Genomic DNA, 16,396 nt, shown 5'->3' with positions numbered 1-16,396 from the left:
CTCATCAGAGCCGTTAGACTGCGGCGAGCCCTTCGAGCGCCGTCTGCATGATGGCATCGGCAGCCTTGGCGTCAAGGGGGCCCGATTGGAACAACAGGCGGAAGTACACGGGGGCATAGAGTAGCTCCGTGACGACCTGGGCATCAAGATCCTTGCGTATCGACCCCTCGCTGATGGCCCGCTCAACCAGGGACGTAACGGCCAGAGCGCGCGGGATCCAGAAAAGTTTCTTGAACTCCTCCATCGTCGCTTCGTCCTGCTGGCACTCGCCAATGAGTTGCGCCACGAGGCGGCCCTCATTGCCCCCGTAGACCTCCGCAAGCGAGGCCAAGTGCTCGCGGAGCGCGTCGATCGCAGGCACGTCTTCGCGCACCGGGGTTCGCGCGACGTGGTTGTCCAGGAACGTATCGATAACCACGGCCACCTTGCTCGACCACCACCTGTAGATCGTGGTCTTGCTGACGCCGGCTTCGCGGGCAATGCGCTCGATCGAGAGCTTTTGCACAGTGAACCCGGTCGGCCCGGAATCTTCGAGCAACTTCATGGTTGCTTCCAAAACCGCCCGACGACTTTCTTCGCTTCTAATTGCCATGCGTCAACAATACGTGCTAGGGCATGCAATACGAAACGTACACAATCATTTTCGGGCGATTTGACGCCAAGGCATCCCGAAGCGATTTCCGTTGGCGGGCCGACCAAGGCGCGTCGGCTTGCGTGCAACGGAATTCCCGCGCGCCAAGTGGGACGCCTGCGAGATGACACTGCGCCTTTGCGTTGGATTGTGCCGCACCTTACACTCGGTACGCAACGGATCGAATCTTCTAAGGAGGCGCCGTGACGGGACCTTTTACCCCGAAGTTCATGGAAGCCGGAGGCTCTTCGCGGGCCGGTGGCTTGGCCGCCGGGAGCCGTCGAGGCATGCATTCGTCGGGTGCATCGGCGATGCCCGCAATCGACCCGCCATCTTCGACGTCGACCCAACCCTGGGTCGACGGCAACGACCGCCACTCCCCGGTCACCATGAGTTTGCCGGCGCTGCAACCCCATCAAGCAGCTACATTCGAGGTGGTTCGATGACTTCCATACTGGACACCCGGTCGGTTCCTCCGGCTGAGCGCCGGGACTATTGGTCCGCAGGGATCGCCGAACAATTCTTCCCTATGCAGGTCGAATCCGTCGGGGCGGCCTCCTTCGAGGCGCGCCTGGCCGGCGGCCAGATGGGACCCGTCGGGGTCCAGTCCATCCAAGGGCTAGCGCACCGGGTGGCCAGAACACAACGGATGATCGCAACCGCCGACCCGGAATGCGTCCTGCTGTATCTGATGACCAAGGGTTCGATCCATATCGAGCAGGACGATCGCAGCTGCACCCTACGCCCCGGCGACATTGCGTGCCAAGACACCTCTCTGCCTTCTGCCTTTGAGGGTCGCGAGAGTTTCGAGGTGCTCGTCTTCAGCATTCCCAAATGGTTCATCGGGGCGCGGGCGGAAGGCATCGCGCGGCGTTCCGCAACGCGGGTGGATTCGGGCCAGGGACGAATCGCCGGGCCGGCAACGCCGTTCCTCGCGCAACTCGCCCGAACCACCACGAGCGGCGGCGGACTCTCTAGACCTGACGCGGAAGGCGCGGCAGAAATGCTGCTCCCCCTGCTGCGCAGCATGTACGGATCGCAGGAGGCTTCCGATCCGCGGTCGCGTCCCGAGGCACTCCTCGCCCGGATGCAGCGGTATGTGATGGAGCACCTGCATGACCCTGAACTCGGACCCGAGCGAATCGCCCAGGCCCACTACGTATCCACGCGCTACGTGCACAAGATCTTTGCGTCCTCCGGCACCGGGGTATCGTCCTGGATCCGAGAACGCCGGCTCGAGGGTGCCGTGGGCGAACTGCGCCGGTCCCCGGAAACAACGATCGCGGCCGTCGCGGCGAGGTGGGGATACAGCCATCCGGCGAGCTTCAGCCGGGCCTTCCGCGAGGTCCACGGCTGTGCACCAAGGGATGCCAGACAGCTGCCCTTACGGACGGGAAAGCCCCCGCCCGCCGGGTAGGGCGGGGGCTCCCCCCAACGTGCGCGATCAGGTCCGCGGGAAGCCCGCCTCGCGCAGACGGGCGCCCCAGATCCCCGACTTGCCCGGGGCGATGATCCCGTTCGGGTCAAGCGTGTCCTTGATCGACTCGTTGAAGCGCCGCAGCGCGTGGTCGTTGAAGCCGAACTGGTCGGCCGCCAGGTCCATGAAGGACAAATGCGCCCGGTATTCGCCGTAGCCGCGCTTGCCCGCCTCGGCGACCATGCGCTTGGCCAGGGCGTAGGCCTTGGCGACCTGCTCCGGGTTCTTCGTGTCGAAGGGGATCACGTTGATGAACGTGGTCGCACGCGCGTTGATCGGGAGCATGCCGCCTAGGAAGTCCAGGCCCACTTCGGCGCACATCTCGGCCATCAGCTTCTGCGCGGCGATCGCGTGCTGGGACGTGAGCGGGATGACCGGCGAGAAGTCGACGTGGCCACCCTCCTCGCCGCCCGACCAGCCCGCCATCTTGTACAGGTCCTGGCTAGGCACGCCGATCTGCACCCGCTCGTGCGGGTTGGGCAGTGTTTCCCACGCATCCGCCCCATGCTTCTGGCCCACGAGGTCCACGCTGGGGATCTGCAGGAAGCGCGCCTCAAGCTTGGCGAAATTGTGGTCGACCACCGCCTCGTCGCCGTAGAGCGCGAACCGCATCATCCAGCGGCCCAGTCCCATCTCCTTGGCGATCTTGTCGATGACTTCCTCCGGCATCGGCCCCTCTCCGGTGTACCACTCGGCGCGGGTGGTGAGCATCGAGGCCATGCACAGCGTGTTCGACAGCTGCGGGCGCATGTCGATGGTGCCGGCCAGCATGAGCTCGCGCAGCGCATCGACCACGGCGGGCATCTGCGCCTCGTCCCAGACGCGCAGCCAGAGCGGCATGTATACCTCGGGCTTGGGCATCAGCCAGTAGCCCATCTTGGTGACGATGCCGTAGTTGGACTGCATGAACATCTCGGTCGATGTCGGCCCGAGTCCGCGCTTGTACAGCGGCCAGGTCGGGTTGTTGTCCATGGCGCCCGAGCCGGTGCGCATGAGGTCGCCGTTGGGGAGCACGACCTCGAAGCCGCAGTGCGAGGCTTGGTCGATCGAGTACGGCATGTAGGTGAGCCCGTGCTCGAGCGTGTTTGAGACGACGCCTCCCCAGCCGATGTCCACGATGGATGCAACGAGGTCGTGCCCGCCGGCCTTGATGGCATCGTGAAGGTCGTACCAGCTCACGCCGGGCTCGACGATCGCGTAACCGAGCTCCTCGTTGATCTCCAAGACGCGGTTCATCTCCCGGAAGGAGAGCATCACGCTTCCGCGCACCTGGGGCGCCGCCCCGCCGTAGCCGTTGTTCTTGCCACGGCCGATGGGCCAGAGCGGGACGCGGTATTTATTGGCGATCCGCACGATGGCCTGAACATCCTCGGTGCTCGCGGGACTCACGACGGCGGAGGGAAGATTCGTGGCGGAGCCCGGCACCTGGAAGGGATCCCGGAAGCCCTGCAGGGATTCGGCATCGGTTGCGACGTTCTCGGCTCCGATGGCCTCGACGAAGGCGGCGAACGCGGCCTCGAGGTCGTCCTCGGTGACGCCGGGAGGGAGCGGGCGGGTCGATGTCGCGGAAGTGTTGCTCATCTTTTCTGGTCTCCTGATTGCTGCGGTGTGGGTGGTGGTGTGTGTTGTCCATGGTGCGCCAACCTGGCTCCGAGCGGTGAGTCCGTGGGGCGATGGTGCAGTCCGTGCACAGAAGTGTGCACAAACTGCACCATCGCCCCGCCGAAGCCTCCGCGCCCCTGTCCGCCGTGGTTGCATGGGGCTCACTAAATATGGCGAGATGAATGGAGAAGGAACCATGGCTGGTGGCCGTCTGGAAGGAAAAGTAGTCCTGTTGACCGGCATCGGGGGCGGCATGGGCCGGGAGACCGCCCGGCTGTTCGTGGCCGAGGGCGCCATACTTGTCGGTTGCGACCTCGATGCCGACGGGGCCGCGGAGACGGTGAGGCTCATCGAGGCCGGGGGCGGATCGATCGAGTCAAGCGCCCCGGTGGATCTGGGCAACCGGGAAGAGATCGATGCCTGGGTAGCCGGCGCGTTCGAGCGCCACGGCCGCATCGATGTGCTCTACAACAACGCCAGCAAGCCGAAATTCGCGCCGTTCGCGCAGATGAGCGGTGACGATTACCGGTTCACCATCCAGAACGAGCTGGATTTGGTCTGGGATGCCTGCCAGGCAGCCTGGCCGCATTTGGCCAAGGTCGGCGGAGCCATCGTGAACATCGGATCCGTGGCGGGAATCCAGGGCGCACGTGCGCTGCCGCAGGCCGCCCATGCTGCGGCGAAGGGCGCGGTCATCGCCCTGACCCGGCAGCTGGCCGCCGAGGGCGTGGCTGCGGGGGTTCGGGTCAACTGCGTGAGCCCCGGGGTCATGGGAACCCCGCCCGTGCTGGCGATGTTCGAGGAGTTCGGCGAGAACGCACCGGTCGCGCCGATCCTCGAGCGCACGATCGACGGCAAGCCGGGCGATCCGCTTGCCGTAGCGTACGCCGGGCTGTACCTGGCCTCCGACGAGGCTAAATGGGTCACCGGCTCCCATCTCGTCGTCGACGGCGGAGCCCACGCCGTGATGTAGTTCTTGGCGCGATCAACAAGAGGATGCTTCCGCGGGAATTCCCTTCATCGTGACCGAGAAAGTCATCCCCGAAAGCGATGACACACGCAGGGTCGCCTACGCATCAGGTGCCCTCACGGGACTGCGCGATGCGTTGGACGACGGCATCGACATCCGCGGCTACGACCACTGGAACGCGTTGGACAAGCACGAATGAGGCAGTCTTGTTCCGACATTCGGGTTGATAGCCGTCGACGGATAGACCTTCGTGCGCACGCCCAAGTCCTCCGCAGCGTGGCTCGACGCAGCCGGCTTGTCCCGGTCAATCGACCTGTTTTCCATGAAGCGATGCCAGCAAGCGCATTCGAGTAGCGCGTCAGGCAACCTTGGCCCGTCTGAAGAGTTCGGCGCGATGAATTGCCCAGCGCGGCTTGGGGTCGATGTCGTGGTGGTTCCGCCAGGTGCTGTGGCGGCGGATCAAGCCTGCCTGTGCACGGCGACTGGAGGAATCGGTGTTGCTGGGATTCATGCTGGCTCTGTCCGACGTGGCAGGTCTTGACTGGAAGGGCGAGGGCCTGTTCGCCACGGTCGTGGCCGGCTCATTCGGAGGCACCTACCTGATTGCCCGGGTTCCCCCGAGGCGCCGGGCGCACGCCCGCCGCTGATGGCCTGACGAAAAACCGGGTTCTATCAGGCCTTCCAACGCCAATCACCGAACCGCGGCAATGCACCCGATTCCCCCGTCGACGACAACAAGCCAACTACCGTCGGCAGGTGGATCGCGGCGGCACATGGGCTGGATTTCTATCCGGCGTCAGCCTGCGTGTTGCCGGTCGATGGCGGCCTGCAGCAGCCGGGCCGCCTCGGGGAACCTGTCCGGGGCGCTGCCGGAGTAGTTGAGCCGGACGAACGGGCCCGCGGGTTCCGCGGGGAACTAGTCGTCGCCGGCGGCGATGATGAGCCCGCTCGATTCGCAGTCCCGCACCAGCCGGTCGAGGTCGATGCCGTCGGCCAGGCGGAGCCAAAGGTTGAGCCCGCCGGCGGGAACGCGCTCGAGGTTCGCGTCGGGCGCGTGGATCCGCAGGCTCTCGACGAGCAGGTCGCGCGGTCGCGCAGCTGGTGGCGCAGCCCGCGCTGGTGGGCCTTCCACGCCGGCTGGGTCACGACGTCCAGGGCTGCGGCCTGCAGAAGCCCGCTGACCTACATCGCCTCCGCTCCCCTGTCGGCCACGATGCGCTCAAGGACCGGGCCGCGGGCGATCACGGCGGCAACGCGCAGCGCCGGCGAGACGCTCTTGGTCAGCGACCGCAGGTAGATGCGTGGCCGCCGTCGTCGTGGGCGGCAAGCGGGCGGGGATCCGTGTCTATGGCCAGGACGTGCGCCCAGTCGTCCTCGATCAGGAAGGCCCCGTGGTTGCGGACCAGACCGAGGATGTCCTTCCCCCGCTGCGGCGACCATTGGATGCCCGTCGGGTTGGCGTAGGTGGGCTGGGCATAGAACGCCCGGGCCCCGCTCTGCCGGAAGGCCCGGTCCACACGTCCTCCGGATCCGGCCCGTCGGGGCCGCAGGGAACCGGCACGAGGCTCACGCCGGCCTGGGCCGCGGCAAGGATCGCCCCCCAGTAGGTCGGTGATTCGATCAGTAGCGGTTCGCCCGGACCGACGACGGCGTGGAAGATCGAGCTGAGTCCGCTCTGGCTGCCGGAGAGGACCAGCACGTCGCGGGCGGTCGGCGGGGAGACGTCCACCGGAGCGGCGGCGCCCAGTTCCGCGGCGAACCAGGCCTGCAGTTCCGGCAATCCCCGGACAGGGGAACGGGTCAACGCGATATCGGTGCGGGCCGCACGGTTGAGCGCGGCGTGCACCAGCCGCTCGGGCAGCAGCTCCCGGTCCGCCTTCCTACTTCGGGACGCAAACGAGTATAGGATCTCGCCTGGGCAACCTCCGGCCCGTGATAAACATCTGCATTTCGACGTCAGGCATTGGACATGCCCGCATATTTTCAGGTCAGGGTAGATTAGTTGGCTGGTTCACAATCGCGACGAAGGAGTTCCGCGAGAACCCCCGAAGCCATCACACCCACTATGAAAATTACTCCAAGGCGGCAACACGGACATGCAATCGGTGATGAACAAAGGTTGGCGGTTTGTACCACTGGCGTGCGCGGCCTTGATGCTGCTCGTTATTTCTGTGGTGGATCCAGTCGTTGCGGGGGCGCCGTTGTGGCAAATAGATGAAGAAGGTTTTGGGGTCGCTCTGGCCATCCCCTTGATCCCATGGCTTGCCTGCACAGCCCTGGCTGTGGCGATTGGATTTTCGACGAAGTCGCGGACAGTCATCGCGCTTCTATCGTTGTTGTCGCTGTCGTCGGGGATCATTCCTGCTTTTGTTTGGACACTTTTGCTGGGCGATGTCGTCCCGAGTTCGAGTTCACTTTGGATCTCCATGGGCATCTCGGCAGTCGCGATGGCCGCCCTTCTTGCGCTGTTGCTCGGCCTTGCCGGTAGGAACCTACTCCGTGGCGCCCTCGGCCGCGGAGCGGATTAAGCACCAAGAACGCACCCCGTCGGCGTTCAAAGAGTTTGTTCCCAAGTGACCCGGTAGCCGCTCCCTCAAACGGGACCCGCTCATTGGAATAGAGGCAATTTGAGGAGACGCTTCCCGAGTTATCCTTCTGCGGTTCGCCGTGTCTCCTCGGCTATCTTGATCACTCGGTCGATCACGGTGCGCGTACTTACTCGGGTTCGCGCTTCCGGCCTCGTCAGGATGTCGATGTGTCGGCCAAGGACGAGGCCCTCGATCGGGCGCAGAACCACTTGGTCTCGAAAGTATGGAATCAGCCCGGTGTAGCGAGGTAGCAGACCCACGCTACGGGTTTCGGCGATAATGGCTGCCACCATATTGAACTCATTCACTCGATGTGTAATCTGAATCGGGGTGCCCGCGCTTGCAAAAAGCGCTTGGACGATCAGTGGTTCGAGAGCGAATCCCTCATGCGCTGCCACCCAGGTTTCGTCCGCCAGATCAGCCAGGCTCACCGTCGCTTGTTTCGCCAGTGGATGTTCACGGTGGATCGCCAAGTCGATCGGCTCTTGCAGCACCGGCGTGACATGCACTCTGCGTGTAGGCCAGGGATCTGATGTCAGTGGACGGTGAGCGATCACGACATCGTGGTCACTGACTAGATCGACGAACTCGTTGACCGATACGTCCTCGTCTCGGCAACGCACCAAGGGACCATCGGGATCGTTGAGGCTGCTCGCAATGAGCGCCGGAAACCAGGCTAGGCCGGCGCTGTGAAAAGCAGTGACTGCAACTGGTTCTCGACGCGCCTGAAGATATTCGGCGACGGAATTCTCCGCGCGAGCAAGGGATTCCAGCACGTCACCGCCAGCATCTGCCAACCGCTCGCCCGCGGGAGTGAGCACCAGCACTCGGCCTCGCTGCTCGGTGAGGGGGATTGGCATTCCACGCTGCAATGAGGCAAGTTGCTGGGACACCGCAGACGGAGAAAGATGCAGTGCCTGTGCCACTGCGGTGACCGATCCACGGTCCCGGAGCTCGCGCAGCGTTCGAAGGTGATGGACTTCCATGAAGCACAGCTTACTGGATATTGAAGATACTGCCCGTTGTTCTGAATCCGATGCGCTCTCTACAGTAAAAACATGTCGTCTTCTTCCCCTTCCGTTCGCCGTTTGCTCCCCGATTTTCTGCTCTTGATCGTCGCGATTATTTGGGGAGGCAGCTATCTGGCAACTCAAGATCTGGCGACAGCCTCGTCTGCCGCGGCGGTGATGTGTGCTCGCTTTGTGCCCGCCGCGATGATCTTGGTTTGTGTGAATTTCGGCCGACCAAAAGTTCGGCTCGGGGATTCAGCTTTTCCAGGCATTCTGCTTGGAACTCTCCGGGCGGCGACCATCGCGCTGGAAACGATCGGCGTCACGCTCACGAGTGCCACGAACGCAGGACTCATCATCGCCCTGTCCGTTCTTTTCACCCCGATACTGGAATCCGCGCTCACCAAAAGACGGATGCCCTCTTCCTTGATCACAAGCATCCTGCTTGCCCTCCTCGGCATCGCGTTGCTCGTAGGCGGGCACGGATTCGCCGGATTCAACATTGGCGACGGACTGATGCTCGTAGCGGCAGCAACACGGGCGCTACTCGGTGTTGCCGAGGCACGGTTTACCGTCGGTCGAAACTCCGATGTACTGGGATTGACTACGGTCGAGATCCTGTTTGGGGCGGTCATATTCGCGGTCTGGGGCGGAAACTCGCTGCTGGAGCATATCCCAGGATTTACTGTCGCAAATTGGCTCGCCATTGCTTACCTGTGCCTAGGCTGCACCATCTTCGCGTTTCTGGGGCAGCTATGGGCAACGAAGCACACCTCGGCTTCACGTGCAGGTATGCTCCTCGGCACAGAACCCGGGTGGGCTCTCGTCGTGGGAGTGCTTCTTGGCGGAGATCGAATTGGAACGCTCGGATACGTGGGTGCCGCGGTGCTCCTGGTTGCGACCTGGTGGGGTGCACATGCCGAACAGCGCTGGCGCGGGAGCGGCCTGGCCCGCCAGAACCTCGCAGTACCCGTGTTGAGAGACACGGCCGACGACTGAACCCTCGATTGGCACGGGCGCGCGATGGTCAATGGCGTTCCGGTGCGATACCCCGACTCACGCATCCCCTAGTTCTTTCTGTCGCGGACGGAGGGGCGAGGCTCACGGCACCTCGATATGTCAGGTTCCCGGGCCAGTGGGGATACTCTGTGCTCTGGGTTCCGCATCGGGCCGAGATTTGGCACGCCAAGACACTCACTCGGGCGCCTCCAAGCCGGCCGCTTTCTGCATCCTTCTCTGATCAGAATGCAGCAGCAACCGTGCGAAGACCCTGTCACAAACCTGCCTTGACGATGCGTAGCTCCATTTTACGCTTGCTGTCACACTGTCCCGCTAATCCTTTCCCCATATGGAAACAGACGCAGAACAGCTGTTCAGCAGACTTCTGAACCGTGCATGGTTCAAGCCACGGGATGAAACTCCGGGAATCTGCGTTTCGCTCCCTATTTGAACGGAAGCGGGCTTCGGCTGCAAGCGATGGACTAGAAATTCCAAGCCCATCCGCCATGGCCGTCGTTGTCGTAAATGATCCGACCGTGCTTGGTGGGGGAATCAAGAATGATGTACCCCTCATTCACTGAACCGCTTATGACGCCGATGGCGGCCACCGGTTGGTGGTCGCAGCTCATTGCCTCGCTCGTTCCCTGTTCGATGGACTCGGTGGAACCGGCCGGTTCAATCGTGAATGAGTACGGGCTCGTGTCGATTGAGGTGTCTTCCACGCCGGCAACTTCATCGGCGGCCTTGGTGAGTTCCGAGCGGATCTTCACCGCCAGGAAACATTTGTGGCTCGGGTTGACGGACGTTCCGTCGCCCAGCATCGAGCATGAATCCATGACCTTTACCGACTTCACCGTGAGGGTCATGTGCGGCTTTTCGGCATCCCTTTGGATCAGGGAACCGGTCTCCCCCAGTTCCTTGATGATGTTCCCGTTGCCATCGAGTTCATTCCTCTGTCCCGTCTCTGGATCAGTCGTGACCGGGCGCGGCCGCTTTTCCGGGGTCCCACCGGGCGCGGGAAACGGTGGATCGGTTGGACTGACAGTGGCGTTTGGAGCTGCACCCGGCGGCGTAGTTCGGGCCATGGGGGTTTCTGGCGAGTCTGTCGTCGAAGACGCACTCTCGGCACTAGTTGGGGCCAATGGGGGTTCGGGCGCCGTGGAACAACCGGACACGAACAGTCCAAGAACAACGCCAACCACAAGAAGATGAGGCAGACACCGGGCTGTGCTTTGTCCTGGTTTCAAGAATGCTTTTCCTTGTACGTAGTGGGCGCTGTTCCTGATCATCCTTCCACACCTGCTTTAGTCGGCTAATTCAGGGACTGGGTTGGGGTTGCGTACACTCAGGGATTTCACGCCGCCGAGCATTGTCGCGATGCTGCCTTGGCAGAAATGGATCGACTTACTTGCGGATCAGTTTGGGGACTGGACTCCGGTGCATCGCCTTCGGGCCGGATGGAAGCCGACGCCAACTCATTGCGCCACGGAATCCAGAAGGGCCAACCCGACGCACCTCAGCAGCCGACCGCCTGTTGTTCGGATACCGTTCCCCAATGGGAACCGTCTGGAACGATTACCTGGTTCGGATTGCAGTCCATGTGAAACGTAGTGCTTAGTTCCTGGTGCTTAGCTCTGCTCCTATTTTGGTTCAGTGTGTTCTCGTGCCACCAGCCTCAAGAACTTTTGAATTTGATTTGGCCCACGTCGTTGGTGAGTACAAGTGATTGGTTATCCAGGAAGTACGTCGTGGGCATCTTGACGAAGGCAGTCGTCCACATGCGGTACTCGACTGTCGAACCAATGCAACCATCGGCAGATTGGATCATGGCCGCAGAATCTGGATTAATAACATCGGCATCAATGGACACCGGAACGTTAAGAACACCGCAGGGCATCCGAATCGTCATGGTTAGTGACTCATCCATTCGGCCAAATTCCACCTGAACCGGCGCAGATGCAACCCAGGACAAATCCTGGCCAGAAGCGCTGCCCTCAGTGGAGGTAAAGGCCTTGCACTCGAATCGCTCAGTGACAACACTCTCGCTGTACGTGGATGCGAGACAGCCTGATGGGGATTGTGTCGGGGAAACCGAGCTGGACACGGATTGCTGGGCGGAGACATCTCCACAACCTGCGAGGACCAGGGCAAACATCAACATCAGCGGCAAACTCATGCGATTCTTCATGGAACCGTTCCCCTCGTTGATTCTTTGAACTTAGCAGGCGCAAGGAGAGCCATCTGGGGCTCTATAGCGGTTTCTGTTACTCGAAGACAGAGGTGTCCCGTATGCCGTTCCACTTACAGTCAGCGCAGTGCAGTGCAGTGCAGTGCAGATGATCTTGGACCCCAACATATCGGTTATGCCCGGGTTTCCGCCCGCAAACCGCTGAACCTAGGTTCCCCTCCCCCTGGAAATATTCGACACGCTTGGCGCCTCGGTGCAATCAGGCTACCTCTTGATGCCGGCGACTGCATCTACGGGAACGTCTTAGCAATAGAAGGCGCTGTTGGTGCCAAACAATCTCACGAAGGCCGTCAGATAACAGATCGGACAAGGGCATTCAGAAAAGTGTGAAGTGATCGTAGTCTTGGCCATATGAACTCAAACTCAGAAAAATTCCCACTTTCCCAGGCGTTTCTCGAGTCCGCCCAGGCCCGAGACGATGCGTTTATCGAAGAGGTACGGACCTCTCGCCCGCTCGGGGAGCTGATCGACATCATACTCAAGCACCAGCGAGGTCAGATGGAGTTGATAGGTACGACCATGGGGCGGCTTGAATCGAAGATCCAGGCGGTTTGTGAGGCAGCAGGGATTAACGAAACTGACTACCAGGACGTGACGCTCATATCTCCGAAGAAGGTACCAGAGTGATCTAGAAAATCTCCCGGCGACAAATAGCGTTTCGCTAGATCAACATTCGATGCAATCGGTAGAAGCGACTATCAAAAAACTTGTGGGAGATGTCTCGTAATTGAACTGGCCGCCGAAAGTTGGTTTCAGGCGGTTCCTACTCCGACCTGGCGCTCGGCGTCACTGCGCAAAATGCAGAATTCGTTGCCCTCTGGATCGGCCAAGACCACCCATCCCGACCCGTCCGCCCGGCGGCGGTCGGCGACTTCGAGGGCTCCCAACGCCAGCAGTCGATCTAGTTCCTGGTCACGGGTGCCCTCAGCCGGTTTCAAGTCCAAGTGAACGCGGTTCTTAATCTGCTTGGCGTCCGGAACCTCGATGAACAACAGTCGGCTGGTACCGTCCTCCGAGAAGATCATGCATTCTTCGTCACCGACTTCGTTCGGGTCCTTAGGGTCTTCGCGGTAACCGAGGACAGCGCCCCAAAACACCGACTGGGCGAAGGCGTCAAGGCTGTCAAAAGTCGTGTGAGAGATCAAAGCCGTCATGGCAACCAGCGTAGTTCGATCCCCGGAAGTCGGTCCAGTATCTCGGATCAATTTCGCTCCCCTCGTAATTGGCCGTAAGCCGTTCGTTATCGGGATTGAAACGCCTGGAAACTTCAGTGTCCTCCGGCTATCGAATGACGGTCATGCCCCACCATCCAAGGCTCGGGGCCCGCGTCCACCGAGTAAACTCACTGGACGCGTGGCAAAGTGGCGAAACGGGAACGCCCCCACGCCATCGATCGTGGCGCGCTGGAGCCGCGCAGATCAAGCCTTTGATCTTCACATCGATGGGCACGCGGTCATCGACATCGTCGATCCCAACAAAAAATGGCTTGTTTCTCCGTTTGCACGCCGGTTCACGCGTGTAGCCACTCGAGGGTGGTTGGCTGAGTATCGAGGGATGTTCGACTAGCGTGACGAGAGGCTCTCGGAACGAGAAGCAGAAATCGCAGGCGATCCGGGTTGCAGGATTCTTGCAGTCGACGTCGAAGCCAACACCGTCGCCTGGAGCCGACCACACTGGGCCGGAGACTACGAAGCCGATATTGCGCCCGAAGCCGATGCTCCGACTTCATTCCTGCCACAGATGCTGGTTTTCAACCGTGCGGATTGCGACGTCGCGCTGGCCGACACGGAGTGGTTCATCGCTCGCGCCGGGTTGCACCGGACGACACCGGAAGCGAGGCTCTGGCTGGGTCGAATGCGCAACCGCTTCACAAACCTGTGGGACACAGTAAAATCGCAGTCGCGGCCCACGCAAGGCGAAGCTGGAAACCCTGGCTGTTCCGGCCATTTGAACCATCCATTGAGGCTCGCATCAAACCAGCTGAGCACAGTGGCGAGGTTGGTTTGATGCGAGCTTCAATCGACGGACTACTGGTTCAGCTGCATGGCCTTACCCTCGCACTGTGTAACTCGCCAAAACGCCCTTGTGGTCCGTCGGCCACGGCGCATCTGCCAGCACGAACGGATCTTTTCCTGATTCCGCAACCCGCTGATTCCGCACAATCGATTCGCGAGGGCCCACGACACTGGCATCTGTCAGCTTTAGACGAGCATCCGGGTGGTGGAAGACGTAGTCAATCCGGTCTCGCTCATCAGCCTCCGGTGCCCACGTCAACACACCTACCGGGGCATTGGGATTGCTCGCGGGCCATGTGAATCCAGCATGAGTGACGGGGTTGGGGTACTGGCGCCGATAAGCGTCCACGTACCCGGCATCCTTGAGCAATTGCGTCGAACGCCATCGATGAACTACACCGTTGTGGTCGAATAGCTGCGCAGTCCGGTTGGTCCAGTCCAGCGTCGAAGGCTCATTGAAGTCGCCGCCGATGATGACCGCGCGTCCAAGTCGTCGTTCATTGCGCGCATCCTCGATGAACTGCGCGATCACCTTTGGCCGTCCGGAATCCTCATTGACCTGGGCAACAGCACCCTCATCGGTCACTGGACCGCTGGGAATCTTGTTCCATCCGTACTCGGAATACTCGCCGCTGGGCACGCCCGCACCGTAACCGCGAGGCAAGTACGTTGCGTACCACCGGTATTGCAGGTGAGCTGCGTAAGCAGCGATTTCAACAGAACCTACCGTCACTACCGCCTTGGTCATGTACGGCAACGTGGTCGCCTCACTGATCGGGTAGGCCGAAATGATCGCGTTGTCTCCGGTCCTCTTCTGCTGAAAGTTCACCCCTGAGGCGTTGAGCTTGGCCACGATATCCGGTGTAGTCTCGTTGGCCTCCGGGATAAAGACCAGGGTGGCGCCGGATTTCTTGATGATATCCGCGATCATGCCAACGCCGCCAGGGATCTGCTTGCCGCCGTGCCAGGCATTAAGAACCAGCACCTTTAGCGTGGTCTTCGACGGCGACGCCGCGGCGGAGGCCGCTCCCGCAATCGACAACGCCCCTAAAGCCGCAACTCCGGTAATTCCTTGAATAACGCCTCGACGTGACACCTGTGTCATCGATTTCCTTCCTCGCATGGGTTTGCCCTCACACGCTAGGGTGCTTGCTTGAACAAGATCCCTACTGACAGTAGGAATCCGGTAAACGCCACACGAACGGACAGCTTCGCCGCCGGCGTCATTCCAACTTGAGTTGCGGCTGTCCATGCGGTTGCTGCAGGGTAGGCTGCATTGGCTGCCGACGCATTCGCCACATTTGTGTGGATCGTTGTGCTGTGGTGCGGGTGATCAATGAATGAAGACCGGGGCAGCGGCACAAGAAGCCTTGGTTTTCCGCGACATCGGAATGCCCCGTGTGCCACACCTTCCCTCAGAATCAAATCGTGCTGGTTTCGATCACAGCCGAATCTGATGTTGTCCCGAGGGAGTCCCCCATCCGAACTAGAACGCTTTGGGAATCCAAACATCTTGATGCAGGGACCACGTGCCGGCGACCACCGTCTGACGGGCAGTAGGGCCGCCTCGCCACTGGAGTTGTTCGCTCCGCCTTGGTAGCTTTCAATCCATGGCCATCAAACTTGAGAACGTCGGCATCGCCGTTCGCGACCTCGAAGCAGCAATCGCCTTTTTCACCGACCTCGGTCTCACAGTGATTGGCCGCGATACGGTCAGCGGCGAGTGGACAGACACTGCCGTCGGACTTGATGGAAACCACGCGAACATCGCGATGCTCCAGACCCCAGACGGCCACGGTCGACTTGAGCTTTTCGAATACATCCATCCCCAGGCGATCGAGACGAACCCAACTCGTCCCAACGACATCGGCATGCACCGCGTGGCTTTTTCGGTAGACGACATAGACGTGGCCCTCGAGGTAGCCGCAAAGCACGGATGTTATCCACTACGCGGCGTGGCGACCTACGCCGACGCCTACAAACTCACGTACCTCCGTGGCCCCAGTGGAATCCTCGTGATGCTCGCCCAAGAACTGAAGAAAGTCTGACACGCGAATTGACCTAATTAGCTCGAATTGCCGGGCCTGAGGGCAGAAAGATTGTGCGGTAAGGGGATACTTGTCTGGGCATTTACGACAATGGCGAACCAGGTTGTTCTATGTATTCGCTCAGTAGTTTCGATCGCGGGGAAAGCCGCATTCGCGCAGCAGCACCGCGATCAAGCGCATGCCTGTCTCGCCAGGCGATCCTCGCCTTTCAGCCAACGTAGACAGCGATGGCGGTAAGTCTAAAGGGCTTGCTTGTTACTCTGCCACTAAACCGGCGACGACTTCTTCCGCATGGTCATTCTGATCAGCGCCGCCATCAACGCTGATACGGCGACAAGGAACGCGATCCCGCTGACCATGTACAGCGGCGCCTCCAGCGCGAATGCTGCCTCGGCGTTCCAGTCGTAATAGGTGTCGCCCACTGAGTTCAAGTTACCGAACGCCGTAAAGACGTATGCTGGCGCACCCAGGGCAATGATTCCAGCCCATATCGACACGGTTGCCCAGTTCGGTAGTGCGGTCCGGCGGTATAGCGTAGTCACGCCCCATGCAAGTGCGAGCAAGATGCCCGGCGCGGCGAAGACAAAGCCTGGAATGGCACTGTACTGCTGGCTCGCTGCATCCATGTCAGCGATCGTCGTGTCCAGCGGCACTCCGCTCGCGGCAACTACTGCCCAGTCGTTCATCAGCATCATTCCGAAGACGGAGTAGATGACGATCGCAACGATTCCGAGAAGGGTGAGCACTATCCGCATCATGAAAGCGTAGCAGTCTGCACTGGACGCCCAGTATTGCCGGATGACTAGAA

At 61.1% G+C, this 16,396-nt stretch carries 16 protein-coding genes and 1 pseudogene; 8 read left to right on the top strand and 9 right to left on the bottom strand.

The features are described from left to right. Nucleotides 1-13 precede the first annotated feature (13 nt). Nucleotides 14-544, bottom strand: coding sequence for a TetR/AcrR family transcriptional regulator C-terminal ligand-binding domain-containing protein (locus ACFY5D_RS01405; RefSeq protein WP_387523990.1), 531 nt, complete (start codon nucleotides 542-544; stop codon nucleotides 14-16). Nucleotides 545-1,073: 529 nt separating this feature from the next. Between ACFY5D_RS01405 and ACFY5D_RS01400 the strand changes: the two genes are divergently transcribed. Beyond that, nucleotides 1,074-2,048, top strand: coding sequence for a helix-turn-helix domain-containing protein (locus tag ACFY5D_RS01400; protein WP_387523987.1), 975 nt, complete (start codon nucleotides 1,074-1,076; stop codon nucleotides 2,046-2,048). 27 nt (nucleotides 2,049-2,075) lie between these two features. On the opposite strand, the gene ACFY5D_RS01395 is transcribed toward ACFY5D_RS01400, so the two are convergent. After that, nucleotides 2,076-3,689 (bottom strand): FAD-binding oxidoreductase, encoded by a 1,614-nt coding sequence (locus tag ACFY5D_RS01395; protein ID WP_387523985.1) that lies wholly within the window; start codon nucleotides 3,687-3,689, stop codon nucleotides 2,076-2,078. A gap of 217 nt (nucleotides 3,690-3,906) precedes the next feature. On the opposite strand from ACFY5D_RS01395, the gene ACFY5D_RS01390 reads away from it, so the two are divergent. The 3 genes from ACFY5D_RS01390 (at nucleotide 3,907) to ACFY5D_RS01380 (ending at nucleotide 5,327) form a co-directional block, all read left to right on the top strand. Next, the gene (locus ACFY5D_RS01390) at nucleotides 3,907-4,683 is read left to right on the top strand and encodes an SDR family NAD(P)-dependent oxidoreductase (RefSeq protein ID WP_387523982.1); all 777 of its coding nucleotides are present in this window, start codon (nucleotides 3,907-3,909) and stop codon (nucleotides 4,681-4,683) included. A gap of 49 nt (nucleotides 4,684-4,732) precedes the next feature. Continuing rightward, the gene (locus ACFY5D_RS01385) at nucleotides 4,733-4,879 is read left to right on the top strand and encodes a family 1 glycosylhydrolase (RefSeq protein WP_387523979.1); all 147 of its coding nucleotides are present in this window, start codon (nucleotides 4,733-4,735) and stop codon (nucleotides 4,877-4,879) included. Between the two features lie 223 nt (nucleotides 4,880-5,102). Continuing rightward, entirely contained in the window at nucleotides 5,103-5,327 is a 225-nt protein-coding gene (locus ACFY5D_RS01380; protein ID WP_387523976.1) for a hypothetical protein, read from the top strand. 149 nt (nucleotides 5,328-5,476) lie between these two features. Here ACFY5D_RS01380 and ACFY5D_RS01375 read toward each other — a convergent pair. Then, nucleotides 5,477-6,559: pseudogene (locus tag ACFY5D_RS01375) on the bottom strand (PLP-dependent aminotransferase family protein); the annotation flags it as partial. A gap of 217 nt (nucleotides 6,560-6,776) precedes the next feature. Between ACFY5D_RS01375 and ACFY5D_RS01370 the strand changes: the two are divergent. Beyond that, on the top strand, nucleotides 6,777-7,208 hold the full coding sequence (locus tag ACFY5D_RS01370) for a hypothetical protein (RefSeq protein ID WP_387523973.1): 432 nt from the start codon (nucleotides 6,777-6,779) through the stop codon (nucleotides 7,206-7,208). Between the two features lie 119 nt (nucleotides 7,209-7,327). Here ACFY5D_RS01370 and ACFY5D_RS01365 read toward each other — a convergent pair whose 3' ends face one another. After that, nucleotides 7,328-8,254, bottom strand: a complete 927-nt coding sequence (locus tag ACFY5D_RS01365) for a LysR substrate-binding domain-containing protein (RefSeq protein WP_387523970.1) — start codon at nucleotides 8,252-8,254, stop codon at nucleotides 7,328-7,330. A gap of 72 nt (nucleotides 8,255-8,326) precedes the next feature. Here ACFY5D_RS01365 and ACFY5D_RS01360 point away from each other — a divergent pair, with 72 nt between their 5' ends. Beyond that, nucleotides 8,327-9,277 carry a DMT family transporter gene (locus ACFY5D_RS01360; RefSeq protein WP_387523967.1) on the top strand — a complete coding sequence of 317 codons (951 nt, stop codon included), beginning with the start codon at nucleotides 8,327-8,329 and terminating at the stop codon, nucleotides 9,275-9,277. 482 nt (nucleotides 9,278-9,759) lie between these two features. Here the strand turns inward: ACFY5D_RS01360 and ACFY5D_RS01355 are convergent, their stop codons facing one another. Next, nucleotides 9,760-10,143 carry a hypothetical protein gene (locus ACFY5D_RS01355; RefSeq protein ID WP_387523964.1) on the bottom strand — a complete coding sequence of 128 codons (384 nt, stop codon included), beginning with the start codon at nucleotides 10,141-10,143 and terminating at the stop codon, nucleotides 9,760-9,762. Nucleotides 10,144-10,952: 809 nt separating this feature from the next. Beyond that, nucleotides 10,953-11,465, bottom strand: coding sequence for a hypothetical protein (locus tag ACFY5D_RS01350; protein ID WP_387523961.1), 513 nt, complete (start codon nucleotides 11,463-11,465; stop codon nucleotides 10,953-10,955). Nucleotides 11,466-11,876: 411 nt separating this feature from the next. On the opposite strand from ACFY5D_RS01350, the gene ACFY5D_RS01345 reads away from it, so the two are divergent. After that, nucleotides 11,877-12,152, top strand: a complete 276-nt coding sequence (locus ACFY5D_RS01345; RefSeq protein ID WP_387523959.1) for a hypothetical protein — start codon at nucleotides 11,877-11,879, stop codon at nucleotides 12,150-12,152. A gap of 125 nt (nucleotides 12,153-12,277) precedes the next feature. On the opposite strand, the gene ACFY5D_RS01340 is transcribed toward ACFY5D_RS01345, so the two are convergent. Both ACFY5D_RS01340 and ACFY5D_RS01335 read right to left on the bottom strand, forming a co-directional pair. Continuing rightward, entirely contained in the window at nucleotides 12,278-12,679 is a 402-nt protein-coding gene (locus tag ACFY5D_RS01340) for a VOC family protein (RefSeq protein ID WP_387523956.1), read from the bottom strand. Nucleotides 12,680-13,574: 895 nt separating this feature from the next. After that, on the bottom strand, nucleotides 13,575-14,645 hold the full coding sequence (locus ACFY5D_RS01335; RefSeq protein ID WP_387523953.1) for an endonuclease/exonuclease/phosphatase family protein: 1,071 nt from the start codon (nucleotides 14,643-14,645) through the stop codon (nucleotides 13,575-13,577). 505 nt (nucleotides 14,646-15,150) lie between these two features. On the opposite strand from ACFY5D_RS01335, the gene ACFY5D_RS01330 reads away from it, so the two are divergent. Next, nucleotides 15,151-15,588, top strand: coding sequence for a VOC family protein (locus ACFY5D_RS01330; protein ID WP_387523950.1), 438 nt, complete (start codon nucleotides 15,151-15,153; stop codon nucleotides 15,586-15,588). A 266-nt stretch (nucleotides 15,589-15,854) separates the two neighbouring features. On the opposite strand, the gene ACFY5D_RS01325 is transcribed toward ACFY5D_RS01330, so the two are convergent. Beyond that, complete coding sequence (locus tag ACFY5D_RS01325) at nucleotides 15,855-16,343, bottom strand: hypothetical protein (protein ID WP_387527523.1); 489 nt, start codon at nucleotides 16,341-16,343, stop codon at nucleotides 15,855-15,857. Between the last annotated feature and the right edge of the window lie 53 nt (nucleotides 16,344-16,396).

The sequence above is a fragment of the Paeniglutamicibacter sp. NPDC012692 genome (genome assembly GCF_042901625.1).
Classification (GTDB): Bacteria; Actinomycetota; Actinomycetes; order Actinomycetales; family Micrococcaceae; genus Paeniglutamicibacter.
This window is presented reverse-complemented; position numbering and strand designations above follow the sequence as displayed.

What these genes read in the sequence shown, in the direction of transcription:
- ACFY5D_RS01405 (WP_387523990.1), bottom strand. Translation starts at nt 544, where the DNA reads ATGAAGTTGCTCGAAGATTCCGGGCCGACCGGGTTCACTGTGCAAAAG.
- ACFY5D_RS01400 (WP_387523987.1), top strand. Translation starts at nt 1,074, where the DNA reads ATGACTTCCATACTGGACACCCGGTCGGTTCCTCCGGCTGAGCGCCGG.
- ACFY5D_RS01395 (WP_387523985.1), bottom strand. Translation starts at nt 3,689, where the DNA reads ATGAGCAACACTTCCGCGACATCGACCCGCCCGCTCCCTCCCGGCGTC.
- ACFY5D_RS01390 (WP_387523982.1), top strand. Translation starts at nt 3,907, where the DNA reads ATGGCTGGTGGCCGTCTGGAAGGAAAAGTAGTCCTGTTGACCGGCATC.
- ACFY5D_RS01380 (WP_387523976.1), top strand. Translation starts at nt 5,103, where the DNA reads ATGTCGTGGTGGTTCCGCCAGGTGCTGTGGCGGCGGATCAAGCCTGCC.
- ACFY5D_RS01370 (WP_387523973.1), top strand. Translation starts at nt 6,777, where the DNA reads ATGCAATCGGTGATGAACAAAGGTTGGCGGTTTGTACCACTGGCGTGC.
- ACFY5D_RS01365 (WP_387523970.1), bottom strand. Translation starts at nt 8,254, where the DNA reads ATGGAAGTCCATCACCTTCGAACGCTGCGCGAGCTCCGGGACCGTGGA.
- ACFY5D_RS01360 (WP_387523967.1), top strand. Translation starts at nt 8,327, where the DNA reads ATGTCGTCTTCTTCCCCTTCCGTTCGCCGTTTGCTCCCCGATTTTCTG.
- ACFY5D_RS01355 (WP_387523964.1), bottom strand. Translation starts at nt 10,143, where the DNA reads ATGACCCTCACGGTGAAGTCGGTAAAGGTCATGGATTCATGCTCGATG.
- ACFY5D_RS01350 (WP_387523961.1), bottom strand. Translation starts at nt 11,465, where the DNA reads ATGAAGAATCGCATGAGTTTGCCGCTGATGTTGATGTTTGCCCTGGTC.
- ACFY5D_RS01345 (WP_387523959.1), top strand. Translation starts at nt 11,877, where the DNA reads ATGAACTCAAACTCAGAAAAATTCCCACTTTCCCAGGCGTTTCTCGAG.
- ACFY5D_RS01340 (WP_387523956.1), bottom strand. Translation starts at nt 12,679, where the DNA reads ATGACGGCTTTGATCTCTCACACGACTTTTGACAGCCTTGACGCCTTC.
- ACFY5D_RS01335 (WP_387523953.1), bottom strand. Translation starts at nt 14,645, where the DNA reads ATGACACAGGTGTCACGTCGAGGCGTTATTCAAGGAATTACCGGAGTT.
- ACFY5D_RS01330 (WP_387523950.1), top strand. Translation starts at nt 15,151, where the DNA reads ATGGCCATCAAACTTGAGAACGTCGGCATCGCCGTTCGCGACCTCGAA.
- ACFY5D_RS01325 (WP_387527523.1), bottom strand. Translation starts at nt 16,343, where the DNA reads ATGCGGATAGTGCTCACCCTTCTCGGAATCGTTGCGATCGTCATCTAC.